The sequence below is a fragment of the Nitrosomonas sp. Nm84 genome, from assembly GCF_003201565.1.
In the GTDB taxonomy this organism is placed as follows: Bacteria; Pseudomonadota; Gammaproteobacteria; order Burkholderiales; family Nitrosomonadaceae; genus Nitrosomonas.
Genome location: NZ_QJJP01000014.1, coordinates 21,036 through 35,706, shown reverse-complemented (window position 1 = coordinate 35,706; position 14,671 = coordinate 21,036). Strand labels below are relative to the sequence as shown.

Sequence of the window (14,671 nt, the reverse complement as noted above, 5' to 3'; positions counted from 1 at the left end):
AGTTAAGCGGATTGGATATTGGAGGCTTGTTTTCCTTTCGGGCCTTGAGTGACATCAAAGCTCACTTTCTGGCCTTCTTTGAGTGTTTTAAATCCAGACATGTTGATTGCTGAGAAGTGTGCAAATAAATCTTCACTACCATCATCAGGAGTAATAAAACCAAAACCTTTCGAATCATTAAACCATTTTACTGTACCTGTTGCCATTTCTACTTCCTATATTAAAAACTGGGCCGGAAACCCTAATACTATTTGAATTTCAAGACCATTGACGGATAAAACCGGTACCGCAGAGAACTTGAAGCCAAACGCCATATGCCGTTTTACGCAAATCCGGGGTTAAAGTCAAGCGGTTACATCATATTATTTTGTCATGAGGATTGGGGATTATCTCAAGATACTTGAAAAAATTGTCGTAATCGTCAAATATGTCCATAGTGAAGTACTTTATACTAAATAATATCCAGTTTTTTGATAGAGATTAGTAAGAAAGGAAGGCAATTATGGCGGGAAGAGATTCTGATACTGCTATTTATAAAGAAGACAAGACTAAAGCTAAAGAGAAAAGTCCCTCGATGTATAAAATCTTATTACTGAATGATGACTTTACACCGATGGAATTTGTCATTGAAGTATTAAAGATATTTTTTTATATGAATCAAGACGAAGCAACGAGAATAATGTTAAAAGTGCATACAGAAGGAGTCGGTGTATGTGGTGTGTACACAAGTGATATTGCAAATACTAAAGTTAAGCAGGTGGTTGCATTTGCGAGAAAAAATCAACATCCACTTAGGTGTGTAATGGAGGAAAATTGAGATGATTGCCCCTGATTTAGAAGTTAGTTTGCATATGGCATTTGTAGAGTCTAGACAAAAGCGCTATGAATTCATTACGGTCGAGCACTTACTGCTGGCGATGCTGGATAATGCAAGTGCTGCGGAAGTATTAAGTGCTTGCTTGGTGGATACTGAAGATCTGCGATCAGTATTGTTGGATCACATAGCACGTCATACACCCGTGATCAATGGTAGCGAAGAAGTTGATACGCAACCAACATTGGGTTTCCAGCGTGTCATTCAGAGAGCCATTTTGCATGTTCAGTCATCTGGAAAGAAAGAAGTTACTGGTGCAAACGTTTTAGTATCAATATTTGGTGAGAAAGATTCACATGCGGTCTATTTCTTGCATCAAAGGGGAGTAACACGCTTAGATGTGGTTAATTATATTTCACATAATATTCGAAAAACACCACATGAAAATGATGCTAAAGCTGGAAATGAAGGGGATGGTGAGCACGAATCCTCCTCTGGAGGAATGCTAGAGAATTACACAATAAATCTTAATCATCTGGCATTGATCAATAAGATTGATCCGTTGGTAGGGCGTGAGAAAGAGATCGAACGAGTTATACAAACGCTATGTCGGCGTCGTAAAAACAATCCCTTATTGGTCGGCGAGGCCGGTGTGGGAAAAACTGCGATTGCAGAAGGTTTGGCAAAACGCATCGTTGAAGCAGATGTGCCTGATTTACTTTTGAAGCATCAAATTTATGCGCTTGATATGGGGGCTTTATTGGCTGGGACTAAATATCGAGGGGATTTTGAACAACGTTTAAAGACACTGCTGAAGCAGTTGACCGATAATCCGGCGGCTATTTTGTTTATTGATGAGATTCATACATTAATTGGTGCAGGTGCTGCTTCGGGAGGGGTTTTGGATGCGTCGAATCTTTTAAAGCCTGTTCTAAGTTCTGGGCAATTACGATGTATAGGCGCCACGACTTTCAATGAGTATCGTGGAATCTTTGAGAAAGATCATGCGCTATCTCGACGTTTCCAGCAAATAGAAATTAATGAACCTAGTGTTGATGAAACTGTTGCCATTTTGCGTGGTTTGAAATCACGCTATGAACAGCACCATAAGGTTAAATATACTGCCAGTGCGCTGATCTCCGCAGCGGAATTATCAGAACGTTATATTAACGATAGACATTTACCAGACAAAGCAATTGATGTACTTGATGAAGCAGGCGCAGCTCAACGTATATTACCAAAATCGAAAAAACGTAAAGTTATTGGTAAAGGTGAAATTGAAAACGTGGTTGCCAAGATTGCGCGAATTCCTCCGCAAAATATTTCCACCAATGATCGCAACAAGCTGAGAACATTGGAGCGTGACATGAGAGCCATTGTTTTTGGGCAAGATAATGCGATTAATTCATTGACCGCAGCGATTAAAATGGCAAGAAGTGGGCTGGGTAATCCGCGTAAACCAGTAGGCTCTTTTCTTTTTTCAGGTCCGACAGGAGTTGGTAAAACCGAAGTAGCTAGGCAGCTAGCCTACGCACTGGGTATTCATTTGCATCGTTTCGATATGTCTGAGTATATGGAGCGTCATGCTGTCTCTCGTTTGATTGGTGCGCCACCGGGATATGTCGGCTACGATCAGGGCGGATTGTTGACAGAAGCAATAATCAAGCATCCCTATTCAGTTTTATTATTGGATGAAATTGAGAAAGCGCATACAGATATTTTTAATATTCTATTGCAAGTCATGGATTATGGGACGCTGACGGATAATAATGGACGCAAAGCAGATTTTCGCAATGTTATTATCATTATGACTACAAACGCAGGTGCCGAATCCCTTACTAAGTCCTCAATTGGATTTACGAAATCAAAATCTGCAGGTGACGAATTGGTTGATATTAAAAGGCTCTTTACCCCTGAATTTCGTAATCGGCTTGATGCAATTATTTCATTTACTCCTTTAGATCAGGAAATTATTTTGCGAGTAACTGATAAGTTCTTGATTCAACTAGAAACTCAGCTGCAGGAAAAGAAAGTGGAAGCGACATTTACGGAGGAGTTGCGTAAATATCTTGCAAAACATGGCTTTGATCCGCTGATGGGTGCGCGTCCTATGGAGCGGCTTATCCAAGATACTATCCGTAGCGCATTAGCAGATGAATTACTGTTTGGACGTCTAGTTAATGGTGGTAAGGTAACTGTTGATATTGATCGTAATGATAAAGTAACACTGTTATTTGAAGAAGAAGCTGCAATCATTTGATCCATAGTTACGATGTCTTGGTCGGAAGGTATGCCGATGTTACGTGCGGGAAGAGATGAAGAAAAAAGTGATAATATTAAGGATTCATACTTTTTCCGAGGGTGTGCTAAAAGCTTTTAAACAAGTCAATGATGAATTATTAGTTGAAACTGCTTAGAATCGTCGTTTGCTAGTAAGGTTATTGAAAGTAAAAGAGAATTTTCTGGTGTGGCGGGGAATTTTCCTAAGATCATCTGTAGTTAAGATAAATTCTTTCTTCTTGAGGAATAAGATCCTTTTCTTTTTTATTTAACGGTCTTGTGATCCACTATCTGCACTTCGGCAGGTAATGGTAATATATGTATTTTCTCGGTTTCCAAAAAAAATTCAAAGGATTGGTATCACCATGTTTTCTCAGAGACACACAATAGAAAATGTAGACCCAGAAGTATGGCAAGCGATTAAAGGTGAAGTGCAACGTCAAGAAGAATATATCGAATTAATCGCATCGGAGAACTATGCAAGCCCTGCTGTTATGCAGGCGCAGGGTTCCGTTCTAACCAATAAATACGCCGAAGGCTATCCGAATAAACGCTATTACGGTGGCTGCATGTACGCGGATCAGGTGGAGCAATTGGCGATTGATCGATTAAAAGCACTCTTCGGTGCTGAGTACGTCAATGTGCAGCCACATTCAGGCTCTCAAGCCAATGCAGCGGTTTATCTGTCAGTACTGAAGCCTGGCGATACCTTGCTGGGCATGTCGTTAGCGCATGGTGGTCACTTAACGCACGGCTCCAGCGTTAGTATGAGTGGAAAAATTTTCAATTCAGTTTCGTATGGTTTGCATCCGGAAACTGAAGTACTTGATTATGATGAGGTTGAGCGATTAGCTCTTGAGCATAAGCCAAAAATGATTGTTGCAGGTGCTTCTTCTTATGCGCGAGTTATCGATTGGAAACGTTTTCGCAGAATTGCCGATGCTGTGGGGGCTTACCTTTTTGTTGATATGGCCCATTATGCTGGATTGGTTGCTGCTGGTTTCTATCCCAATCCGGTAGGCATTGCGGATTTTGTGACGAGTACTACGCACAAAACGCTACGTGGTCCACGTGGCGGTATTATTATGGCCAAGCCTGAGCATGAGAAAGCGCTGAATTCCGCTATTTTTCCACAAACGCAAGGTGGTCCTTTAATGCATGTAATCGCGGCAAAAGCAGTTGCATTTAAGGAAGCTGCTAGTCAGGAATTCAAGGATTATCAAGAGCAAGTCATTGAGAATGCTCGTGTCATGGCGAAAGTTCTAACCAATCGCGGTTTGCGGATTGTGTCAGGTCAGACGGATTGTCATATGTTTCTGGTTGATTTGCGTGCAATGAATCTGACCGGTAAAAAGGCAGAGGAATCGCTTGAATTGGCACATATCACGGTTAACAAGAATGCCATTCCCAATGATCCGCAGAAACCATTTGTTACTAGTGGTATTCGTGTCGGCTCACCAGCCATAACCACGCGAGGTTTTAAAGAACTAGAAGCAGAGCAATTGGCTAATCTCATAGCCGATGTATTGGCTGCGCCTGAAGATGCGTCAGTTTTATCGCGCGTGGCTACTGAAGCGAAGCGATTGTGCGCAAAATTTCCGGTGTATGGATAGCTCACAAGGTGAACAGATTTCAAATGATTTGTTCAGCTGATTATTGTCGGTTATGGTATGAAGTGTCCTTTTTGCAACGCGGATGATACCAATGTGATCGATTCTCGTGTGAGCGAGGATGGTCAAAAAATACGCCGTCGTCGGCGTTGTCAATCTTGTGATAAACGTTTTACAACCTATGAAACTGTCGAATTACGTTTGCCCCAGGTTGTAAAACATGATGGTAGTCGAACTGAGTTTGATCGTAATAAACTACTGACGGGGTTTAAACGAGCACTGCATAAACGTCCGGTTCCTACCAGTTATGTCGATGCTGCGATTGATCGTATCGTGCAAAAATACTTAAGTATGGGAGAACGAGAAATCTCATCGCGCAGCATTGGTGAAAGTGTGATGCAAGAACTGCATAAGCTTGATCAAGTGGCCTATATCCGGTTTGCATCTGTGTATAAAAGCTTTCAGGACGTAGATGATTTCCGAAATGCAATCAATGACGTACAAAAATCAGAACAGTAAATGTAACTGAAGAAAGTATCCGGAATCAGTCCAAGAGTTTTTTGCATGTAGCTTTATTAGCATACCGATAGATCCTCAATCATAGCTAACAATTTTTAGATGTTTTCTTCCGCCGATTATGCCTTCATGTCTTATGCGCTACGATTAGCTGAGAAGGGGCTCTATAGTACAACGCCAAACCCGCGTGTGGGTTGCGTGATCACCAACAATGGTGAGATTGTGGGCAGCGGGTGGCATGAACGGGCAGGACAACCGCATGCGGAAATTCATGCATTACATACAGCTGGAAAAGCAGCACGAGGTGCAACAGCCTATATAACCCTGGAGCCATGCAGTCATTATGGGCATACACCGCCTTGTGCCAATGCTTTGATTGCGGCAGGCATTGCCAGAGTCATCGTAGCCATGGAAGATCCTAATCCGTTGGTATCTGGGCGCGGTTGTGCACTACTGCAGCAAGCTGGCATTGCAGTGCAAGTGAGTTTGTTACATGCGGAGGCGCATGCACTCAATGTGGGCTTTGTTTCTCGCATGCTTCGTAAAAAGCCATGGGTTAGGTTAAAGATTGCTGCAAGCCTGGATGGTAAGACTGCGTTGAATAATGGTACCAGTCAATGGATTACGGGTGCAGCGGCACGGCAGGATGGGCATCGATGGCGGGCACGCTCATGCGCTATTGTGACGGGTATCGGCACAGTAAAATCCGATAATCCTCAGTTAACAGTGCGTCATATCCAAACATTCCGTCAGCCCAAGAAAGTCATCGTGGACAGTCACTTGGTTATTTCGCTGGATGCTAAATTGCTGCAGGGTGAAGAGGTATTGATTTTTACCGCGGATAGCGAGAATCAGAAGAAAAAAATGGCCCTTGAGAAGATGGGGGTGCGAGTGCTTGTTTTGCCCAATGCTGAAGGTATAATCGATTTGGGAAAAATGATGACTATGCTGGCTGATTTTGGAATAAATGAAGTATTGGTAGAAGCCGGGCGTGGATTGAATGGTGCCTTGGTTCGCGCGGGATTGGTCGATGAGATGATCATTTATCTTGCGCCGCATTTGCTCGGTGATGATGCGCAAGGGATGCTGAGACTACCTGAATTATTAGACCTGCAGCAAAAGAGAACGCTAGCAATTCAGGATCTACGTATGGTCGGGCAAGATATACGGGTAACTGCAACGTTATAAGATTGCCTGGTTATTCGCGATGCGGTCTTTTGGCAAGTTTGCGTTGCAATGTGCGGCGATGCATGTTCAATATTCTTGCGGTGACCGATATATTGTTGTCATTTTCTGTGAGAATCCGCTGAATATATTCCCACTCCAGACGACCTACTGATAAGGGGTTTACACTGATAGGTATATCCGATTCACCAACGACACGTTCAAAGGCAGCCATAATTTCGTCGGCATCAACAGGTTTTGCGAGGTAGTGTGTAGCACCCAGTTTGATGGCCTCAACCGCTGTAGCGATACTGGCATAACCCGTCAACATGACAATACGTGTACCAGGATCCAAGGATTTTAGTTTCTCGACCAGAACCAATCCAGACTCACTGGATAATTTTAGATCAACGATTGCGTATTCAGGCGTGGAAGCTTCGGCTAAATTCACTGCATCTTCAATCGAATGTGCGCATGTCACGCTGAAACCTCGTTTTTTCATGGCTTTTGCCAATACATCACAAAAAACGGTGTCGTCATCGACAATGAATAAGCTGGGATTTTCGTTGTTATCGGTTAATGGGGATTCAGTCATAACATCTACTCTATCAATGGCAAAACGACTTGTGTGCAGGCGCCGCCCTGTTCAAGGTTAAACAGGCGGACACTGCCACCAAATCGCTCAATATTTGCATTGGCCAGAAATAGGCCGATTCCAAAGCCTTGCCCCGGTGTTTTGCTGGAAAAGAAAGCTTCACCGGCACGTTGCATGGCTTCTGCGGATAGACCTTCGCCATCATCGATGATTTCAAGATGTAGCATCAGATTATCCCAATTGCTTTTGATTTCAATGCATTTTGAAGAAGCATCCGCGGCATTATTAAGCAAATTTAGTATTGATTGACTCAGCAATTGATTATCCATAATTTTAGGAACGGGTTGTATGTCCGTGCTTTGATAGGTGAATTTTACAGAAGGACGTATTAGCTTCCATTTATCAAGAATCTGACGCAGGAATTCATCGACGGGTAACTCGCTACCATGCTCTGCTCTGGTTTGACCGGCCTTCGCCAGTAGTTGAGTCAGCGTCTGTTTGCAATGAGTAATCTGATCTCGCAGGATACGAATGTTATTCTGAAATTCACTATCATGTGTGTACTCTTGCTGTAATTCCCGTGTTACCACAGCCATGGTTGAAAGTGGTGTGCCAAGCTCATGTGCGGCACCGGCTGCCAGTGTTCCCAGAGCAATAATTTGTTCATTGCGTAATGCATGTTCTCGCGCTTTGGCAAGATCTTGATCTCGTTCGCGGATGGAAGAACTCATTTTAACGACAAACCACGCAATGATTACGGTACTTAATACAAATGCTAGCCACATGCCTGACACATGCAGTGCGAATTCAATGAGATGATTGCTGTGCTCGTGCGGTAGGGGTACGTAGTTAAATAGTAATAGTGTATAGCAAGCGATTGTGATAATCGCCATGACCCATGTATAGCGCCAGGGTAATGTGGCGGCAGCGATAGTCAGTGGGAGTAAATACAATGAAATAAATGGATTGGTTGATCCACCGCTAAAATACAATAGTGTGCTGAGTGCTAAGACATCAATTAATAGTTGCAAAAAAAATTCTATATGCGATACCGGCCATTTGCGATGCAGGCGTATCCATGTCAATAGATTTAATAGCGTGAGTAATGCAACCACTGAGACCATCTGAGTCCATGGAATTACTATTTCAATCATCCAGTACACTAAGCCAAGCGTGAGACATTGGGCGATGATGGCGATACTTCGAAGTAGAAATAAGCGTTGCAGATTTTTACTGAGGGGTGATTGACTTAGGTCACTGAGCATAATGAAGGAGGAGAATGAATTCTTGACGTGGTTAACAATGGAACATTAGCTTAAATTTCAGTGCATGGCTATGCGGCAAATTGTCTCAGGGGTATTCGTGTGACATTAAAATAGCAGGTATTTTGTGTCAAAAAGACCGGTTCATGCTAAGTATTTCAGAAGAAACTGATGATATGCAACGATAATGATGTTGCTTGCTATCGTGCTGAGTGTTATTTATTGATGCAATATTTATAGGAATGAAGGATTTTGGAAAAGATTGGTTGGTGCGGATATTTTTAGAATGATAGTAACTGACAGTTTTTTCGGTTAGAATCTTGAGCCGTCTTATCTTATGCCAATGAATTAGCATTATCTTTTTTAGAAAATTTTATGATTCTTATTCTTGTTCCAAATACCCGGCCTGATAGTCCGGAATATAAACAGCTGCTAGCGCATTTGGCCAATTTTTCGGGCATATCGACGCGCGTACATACTGAAGTTGGTGTTGAACAAACGCTAACAGAAATTTACCTGATTGGTAACACTAAAGTATTATCAATTGAAGATGTCAGCTCCCTTCCTTGTGTTGACCGGGTTGTCCGGGTTTCTGAAGAGTATCGTGTTTTAGGGCGGCATGAAAATGACGATCGACCGACATATTTTGATTATAACGGCGTTCGTTTTGGGCAAGATACGCTGAATGTGTTTGCTGGATTATGTGCGGTCGATACCATTGAACATGTTGAAATGATGATGAAAGCGTTGCGTGAACATGGACAAGTTTGTACCCGAATGGGTGCATACAAACCTCGCACCAGCCCTTATTCATTTCAAGGTCATGGCAAAGCCTGCTTGCCGTATGTTTTTGATCTGGCGGGAAAATACGGTATCAAAGTGATTGCTATGGAGATTACGCATGAGTCGCACTTGGAAGAGATAGGCAATGCCTTGTATCAAACAGGTAATGCGACCGGTGTCATGCTACAAATTGGAACCAGGAATACACAGAATTTCGAGTTGCTGAAAATTGTCGGTCGTCAACAGAATTTCCCAGTGCTGATCAAGCGTGGTTTTGGTATAACTTTGGACGAATCTTTGAATGCTGCTGAGTATTTGGCCTCGGAAGGAAATCGCAAAGTGGTTTTCGGGCTGCGCGGTATGAAAACAAATATGGGAGATCCGCATCGTAATTTTGTCGATTTTTCGCATGTGCCTGTTGTCAGACGACTGACTCGTATGCCAGTTTGTATCGATCCTTCGCATTCCGTAGGTACGCGAGCAAGTTCGCCAGATGGTATTCTGGATGTTATGCATGTGACCGCCCAAGGTGTAACGGCGGGCGCCAATATGGTATTGGTTGATTTTCACCCGGCACCTAGTAAAGCATTGGTCGATGGGCCACAAGCATTGCTCATGAAAGAATTACCGCAATTTCTAGAAGATATTCAGATTGCTCGAGAAGCTTATGAGAAACGTGTCGCATTGGCCGAGCGTTATCGAAAAGAATAAAGTATTGCCAAAATTGTGATGAATGATATTCGCATAGTTGAGTACAGAATATCCATTATTGGAGAATAAACAAATGATCAAAGTATTACTTTCAAACCCAAGAGGTTTCTGTGCCGGTGTGGATCGTGCGATAGAAATTGTTGAGCGGGCGCTGACAATGCATGGGGCCCCAATTTATGTGCGCCACGAGGTTGTACACAATCGTTTTGTGGTTGAAGATTTAGAAAAGAAGGGAGCTGTTTTTGTAGAAAGCCTGGATGAAGTGCCGCAAGATAGTATTCTAATTTTCAGTGCGCACGGCGTATCGCACGCGGTACGGCGAGAGGCGGCGGATCGCCAATTGAAAGTATTCGATGCAACTTGTCCATTGGTTACCAAGGTTCATGTGGAGGTAGCCAAGATGCGCAAGGATGGGAAGGAAATTATTATGATCGGTCACCAAGGTCATCCGGAAGTCGAAGGTACAATGGGGCAAATTGAAGGTGAAGACAGAGGAATGTATCTGGTAGAAACCGAATTGGATGTTGAAATCTTAAAAGTTCAGGATGAGACCAACCTAGCTTATGTGACACAAACGACGTTGTCAGTCGACGATGCTGCGCGCATTGTCGATGCATTGAAACGACGATTTCCCATGATTACCGGCCCCAAGAAAGATGATATTTGCTATGCCACACAGAATCGTCAGGATGCCGTTAAAAAAATGGTTGATCAATGTGATTTGGTCATTGTGGTGGGCTCTCCCAATAGCTCAAATTCTAACCGATTATGTGAAGTGGCGCGGAATGCCAATGTGGAAGCGTATATGGTGGATCGTGCCGAACAATTGCAAGAGCAGTGGTTTGATGGGAAGAAAGTTATCGGTATTACTGCTGGCGCTTCAGCCCCGGAAATACTGGTGCAACAGGTTATATCTCGACTAAAGGAAATCGGAGCTGAGCAAATTGGTGAAGATGTGTTAATAGAAGAATTAAGCGGTGTCGTTGAATCGGTTGTGTTTCCATTACCCAGAGCGTGATAGCTAACTGGCATCCCAACCTGCCTGATATGGAGTGATATCAAATGGTTGCGGTACATTTGTTATTTCATTAACCAGAATCTCAGCGCTGGCTGGTGCCATAGTTACGCCATAGCGAAAGTGGCCGCTATTAATTAATAGATTGTAAATGGTCGGATGCCTGCCAATCGTGGGAGTGTTATTTGGCGAGGCTGGACGTAATCCTGACCAATGTCGGATTGTGGGCATATTACAAAGTGATGGCAGAATAACTTGTGCATGTTTTAACAAGTGATCGCGTGCTGATGCCGTGGTTTGTTTATCAAACCCGACATCCTCGAGTGTGCTACCAATAAGTAAGTGACCATCGCGACGCGGGATGATATATAAATCATCCTGTACGATAATGGTGCGCACTGGTGGTGTATCGAACTTGAATAAGAGCATTTGCCCTCTTATTGGTTTGATATCCAGACTAAGTGCGTGTACTCCCAATATTTCTCTGCTCCAAGCACCCGCGCAAACGATATAGTAGTCAGCGACAAACTCACCACACGATGCAGCGATTGATTGTACTTGTCGGTGTACAATATTAAGACAATTGACTGCACAATCTTCTATGATTTTTCCACCTAATTGTGTGACTCGCTTAATGAGTGCATGTAATAGTCTGGGGTTACGCACCTGTGCAATATCCGGCAGGAATAAAGCGTGATCGTGCGTTTTGCCAAGATAAGTTCTAGTACCATTTTCGATGAAAAGAGTATCAGATACTGCGCGTTGTTCTATTTTAGTATCCCGTATTGAGCACCACTGTTGTGCAATTTCACTATTGTAGGGGGGCAATACCAACATACCGGATGCTTCATATTCCGAATCAATTCCGGAAGCTTTTTGTAAAGCCGAAATCCAATCTGGAAACTGCTTGGCGCTGTAGCTAGCAAGTTGTGTGACATTGTCGGAATAGTCCCATGGGCAAAGTGGCGATAAGATACCGCCACCTGCCCAGGATGATTCTTGTCCAGCTTTATTGCGCTCGAGTATTGTGACTTTTGCGCCCTGTAATAAAAGACGCTCCGCTGTTGCAAGCCCAATAATTCCCGCACCAACTATGATTACATCTTGGTTCATGATGGATTGATTGCCTTAATTCATTATCCGATAGCAAAGATTGTAGCCTACACCGGTCAGATAACATTCTTCATTGAGTCAAGAAGCATAGGAGAATGAAATTGTGTTGGAACATTAAAGTCGGTGGACATGGTAACCGTTATTTCTGAAACTCATTAAATGTATGCAGTAAGGTCAGCATTGAAAAATTTCCAAGGGATCCTATAGATGAAAAAGAAGCAAGGCATAGAGAAACTAAACCAAAATGGATTCACACTGATTGAATTGATGATCACGGTGGCCATTGTCGGTATTTTGGCAGCTATTGCTTATCCATCTTATACGCAATATATGATACGAGCAAACCGCACGGCAGCTCAGGCAGAAATGATGGATATTGCCAATCGGCAACAACAGTTTTTGCTGACTAACCGGAGCTATGCAAGTCAGGCAACTTTGCAGGCAAGTGGTTATGCGCTGCCATCCGATGTAAGTAGCAAATATACTTATGCAATTGTAGTTGGAACTGGAACAGTGCCTTCCTATACGCTTACATTTGCACCAACTGGAACCCAAGCAAGTGATGGCAATTTAGTGATTAACAGCGAAGGCGTTAAAACTCCTGCTGAAAAATGGTAACCCGTAAATGAAAATTTTATTCAATTCAAATGCCGTATTTTCAATGCGTGGTGTGTCGTTGATTGAAGTACTGGTCACTATGGTTATTCTGGCTATTGGGCTATTGGGATTAGCTGGTTTGCAAGTGCGTCTGCAATCCTCCGAACTTGAATCCTATCAACGCGCGCAAGCACTGATTTTGCTCGAGGATATGGCAAACAGGTTATCCACCAACCGTACGAATGCGGCAGCATACGTTACTGCTGCTAGCTCTCTGGGAGCTGGAGATAGTCAACCTGCTTCATGTACTGGTAATGGTCAGAGTTTTGATGCGTGCCAATGGAGTAATGCTTTAAAAGGCGCCAGTGAACAATCGTCGTCGTCAACAAATGTGGGGGCAATGATAGGTGCGCGTGGTTGTGTTGAAGATCTTGGAACGGGCGATCAATACATCATTACTGTGGTTTGGCAAGGTATGACCCCAATTTCAGCTCCGGCTTCGAATTGTGGAACAGGCTTGTATGACAGTGACTCAGGAACTAACTGCATCAATGATTTGTGTCGGCGCACCATGAGCACAATTGTACGTATCGCAAATCTGGCATCATGAAGAAGCGTATGGCAAATCCAAGCAGAGTCAAATCAGGCCATCGCATAGCTGATTACCAAGGTGGATTTTCTCTTATTGAATTAATGATCTCCATTACCTTGGGACTGCTGATTATGGCAGGCGTGCTTGCTTTATATCTTGACTTATCCAAGAGTAATGCTGAATTGGCAAAAATGAATCGACAGATAGAAAATGGTCGATTCACGATACAACTCTTGCAGCAAGAGTTATGGCATGCGGGTTTTTGGGACACTTATGCGCCACCGCTACCATCTGTTACGCCACTTAATCCGACGGCGATTCCCAATCCATGTGCTGCATTCTCCGAGTGGAGTATTGATACTGCTTACATTAACAATATGTTTTTGGTTCCAGTGCAGGGCTACGCGGCAGGCGCTTCGTTACCCGATGAATGTTCAAGTATTGTAACAAACCGACAAGCGGATTCGGATGTGTTGGTGGTTCGCTATGCATCGACTTGCGTCGCGGGTGCCGCAAGTTGTGAGAGCTATAATGCGAACAAATTGTATATTCAGACTCAAGCATGTTCAGATACGAGTCTTACTGGTATCTATAATGCGAATGCTGCCACGATTCCTGTTCTAGATGCTTCTGGATCTGCGACAGTGTATAAAAAGAATTGCACGGCACCTGCTGATAAGCGGAAGTTAATTATATCTATTTTTTACGTGCGGAATTATTCTGCATCCACAGGTGATGGTATTCCGACACTGATGCGTGCCGACTTCGATTTAAGTGGTGGCGAAGTAAAGATGCAATCGGCGCAACCGCTTATAGAAGGTATTCAAAGTATCAAATTTGAATATGGACGAGACACTGATGTAGATGGTAGTGCGGACATCTTCGATGATTGTTCATCCTGCACAGCAACAGATTGGGCCAACGTGGTGGCAGTACAGGTACATGTGCTTGCACGCAACCTGGAAGCTTCTACGGGCTATGTTGAGGATAAAACTTATCAACTCGGGTCAACTACGTTAGGGCCTTTTAATGATGGCTTTATGCGTCATGCCTACAGCAGCTATATTCGTTTGGTGAATCCATCAGGAAGAAGAGAAAAGCCATGAGATATCAGCAAATTATTTCAAAACAGAAAGGCGCCACTTTAGTGGTTGGGCTCATTATGTTGGTTGCTATTACTTTGCTGATGATATCTGCGTTCTCACTGAGCGGTGGAAACCTGAAGGCAGTGGGGAACATGCAATTTCGTAATGAGGCTATTGCGGCAGCCAATATAGCTATTGAACAGACAATAAATATTAATTTTGTTGCAATTGATCCAGCAAACTATCCTACAACTGTGGATATCGATATTGATCAAGATAACACAACTGACTATGTTGTAAGTATTAGAGCGCCTTTATGCGTAAAGGCTGCGTTAGCCCCTGTTGATCTTTCAGCATTGAGTGGGGTCAATTCTAATGTAACCAATTCATCAGATTACTTGACTCTATGGGAAATTGAGGTGACAGCACAGAATCAGGCAACAGGTGCATCAGTTGTGGCTAAACAGGGTATCAATAAGCAGTTAACACAGAGTGAATATTTATTATCTTCATGCTTTTCATGAAACTACGGGA

At 43.2% G+C, this 14,671-nt stretch carries 15 protein-coding genes; 11 read left to right on the top strand and 4 right to left on the bottom strand.

The window, feature by feature from the left end; all coding sequences use genetic code 11:
- Positions 1-2: 2 nt before the first annotated feature.
- A complete protein-coding gene (locus C8R34_RS08715) occupies positions 3-206 on the bottom strand; it encodes a cold-shock protein (protein ID WP_013964362.1) in 204 nt (67 codons plus the stop codon).
- Between the two features lie 296 nt (positions 207-502).
- Between C8R34_RS08715 and clpS the strand changes: the two genes are divergently transcribed.
- From clpS to ribD, 5 genes are all read left to right on the top strand, one after another.
- A complete protein-coding gene (gene clpS, locus C8R34_RS08710; RefSeq protein WP_110339873.1) occupies positions 503-817 on the top strand; it encodes an ATP-dependent Clp protease adapter ClpS in 315 nt (104 codons plus the stop codon).
- Position 818: 1 nt separating this feature from the next.
- Positions 819-3,074, top strand: a complete 2,256-nt coding sequence (gene clpA, locus C8R34_RS08705; protein WP_110339871.1) for an ATP-dependent Clp protease ATP-binding subunit ClpA — start codon at positions 819-821, stop codon at positions 3,072-3,074.
- A 385-nt stretch (positions 3,075-3,459) separates the two neighbouring features.
- Positions 3,460-4,707 (top strand): serine hydroxymethyltransferase, encoded by a 1,248-nt coding sequence (gene glyA / locus C8R34_RS08700; protein ID WP_110339869.1) that lies wholly within the window; start codon positions 3,460-3,462, stop codon positions 4,705-4,707.
- A gap of 57 nt (positions 4,708-4,764) precedes the next feature.
- Positions 4,765-5,223, top strand: coding sequence for a transcriptional regulator NrdR (nrdR, locus tag C8R34_RS08695; protein ID WP_110339867.1), 459 nt, complete (start codon positions 4,765-4,767; stop codon positions 5,221-5,223).
- Positions 5,224-5,322: 99 nt separating this feature from the next.
- Positions 5,323-6,408 carry a bifunctional diaminohydroxyphosphoribosylaminopyrimidine deaminase/5-amino-6-(5-phosphoribosylamino)uracil reductase RibD gene (gene ribD, locus C8R34_RS08690; RefSeq protein ID WP_110339865.1) on the top strand — a complete coding sequence of 362 codons (1,086 nt, stop codon included), beginning with the start codon at positions 5,323-5,325 and terminating at the stop codon, positions 6,406-6,408.
- 10 nt (positions 6,409-6,418) lie between these two features.
- Here ribD and C8R34_RS08685 read toward each other — a convergent pair whose 3' ends face one another.
- Complete coding sequence (locus C8R34_RS08685) at positions 6,419-6,979, bottom strand: response regulator transcription factor (RefSeq protein WP_110339863.1); 561 nt, start codon at positions 6,977-6,979, stop codon at positions 6,419-6,421.
- A 5-nt stretch (positions 6,980-6,984) separates the two neighbouring features.
- Positions 6,985-8,244 carry an ATP-binding protein gene (locus tag C8R34_RS08680; protein WP_110339861.1) on the bottom strand — a complete coding sequence of 420 codons (1,260 nt, stop codon included), beginning with the start codon at positions 8,242-8,244 and terminating at the stop codon, positions 6,985-6,987.
- 372 nt (positions 8,245-8,616) lie between these two features.
- Here C8R34_RS08680 and C8R34_RS08675 point away from each other — a divergent pair, with 372 nt between their 5' ends.
- Positions 8,617-9,735: a 3-deoxy-7-phosphoheptulonate synthase gene (locus tag C8R34_RS08675; RefSeq protein ID WP_110339859.1), complete on the top strand. Its 1,119-nt coding sequence runs from the start codon at positions 8,617-8,619 to the stop codon at positions 9,733-9,735.
- 73 nt (positions 9,736-9,808) lie between these two features.
- A complete protein-coding gene (gene ispH / locus C8R34_RS08670; RefSeq protein WP_110339857.1) occupies positions 9,809-10,753 on the top strand; it encodes a 4-hydroxy-3-methylbut-2-enyl diphosphate reductase in 945 nt (314 codons plus the stop codon).
- Between the two features lie 3 nt (positions 10,754-10,756).
- Here the strand turns inward: ispH and thiO are convergent, their stop codons facing one another.
- Complete coding sequence (gene thiO / locus C8R34_RS08665; protein ID WP_110339855.1) at positions 10,757-11,863, bottom strand: glycine oxidase ThiO; 1,107 nt, start codon at positions 11,861-11,863, stop codon at positions 10,757-10,759.
- Positions 11,864-12,070: 207 nt separating this feature from the next.
- On the opposite strand from thiO, the gene C8R34_RS08660 reads away from it, so the two are divergent.
- The 4 genes from C8R34_RS08660 to C8R34_RS08645 are packed head-to-tail and all read left to right on the top strand — an operon-like array spanning position 12,071 to position 14,661.
- Positions 12,071-12,481, top strand: a complete 411-nt coding sequence (locus C8R34_RS08660; protein WP_110339853.1) for a type IV pilin protein — start codon at positions 12,071-12,073, stop codon at positions 12,479-12,481.
- A 7-nt stretch (positions 12,482-12,488) separates the two neighbouring features.
- Positions 12,489-13,070, top strand: a complete 582-nt coding sequence (gene pilV / locus C8R34_RS08655) for a type IV pilus modification protein PilV (protein WP_258364433.1) — start codon at positions 12,489-12,491, stop codon at positions 13,068-13,070.
- Between the two features lie 8 nt (positions 13,071-13,078).
- Positions 13,079-14,158: a PilW family protein gene (locus C8R34_RS08650; protein ID WP_165872547.1), complete on the top strand. Its 1,080-nt coding sequence runs from the start codon at positions 13,079-13,081 to the stop codon at positions 14,156-14,158.
- Complete coding sequence (locus C8R34_RS08645) at positions 14,155-14,661, top strand: hypothetical protein (RefSeq protein ID WP_110339849.1); 507 nt, start codon at positions 14,155-14,157, stop codon at positions 14,659-14,661. Before C8R34_RS08650 ends, C8R34_RS08645 begins: the two co-directional genes overlap by 4 nt.
- Positions 14,662-14,671: the final 10 nt, after the last annotated feature.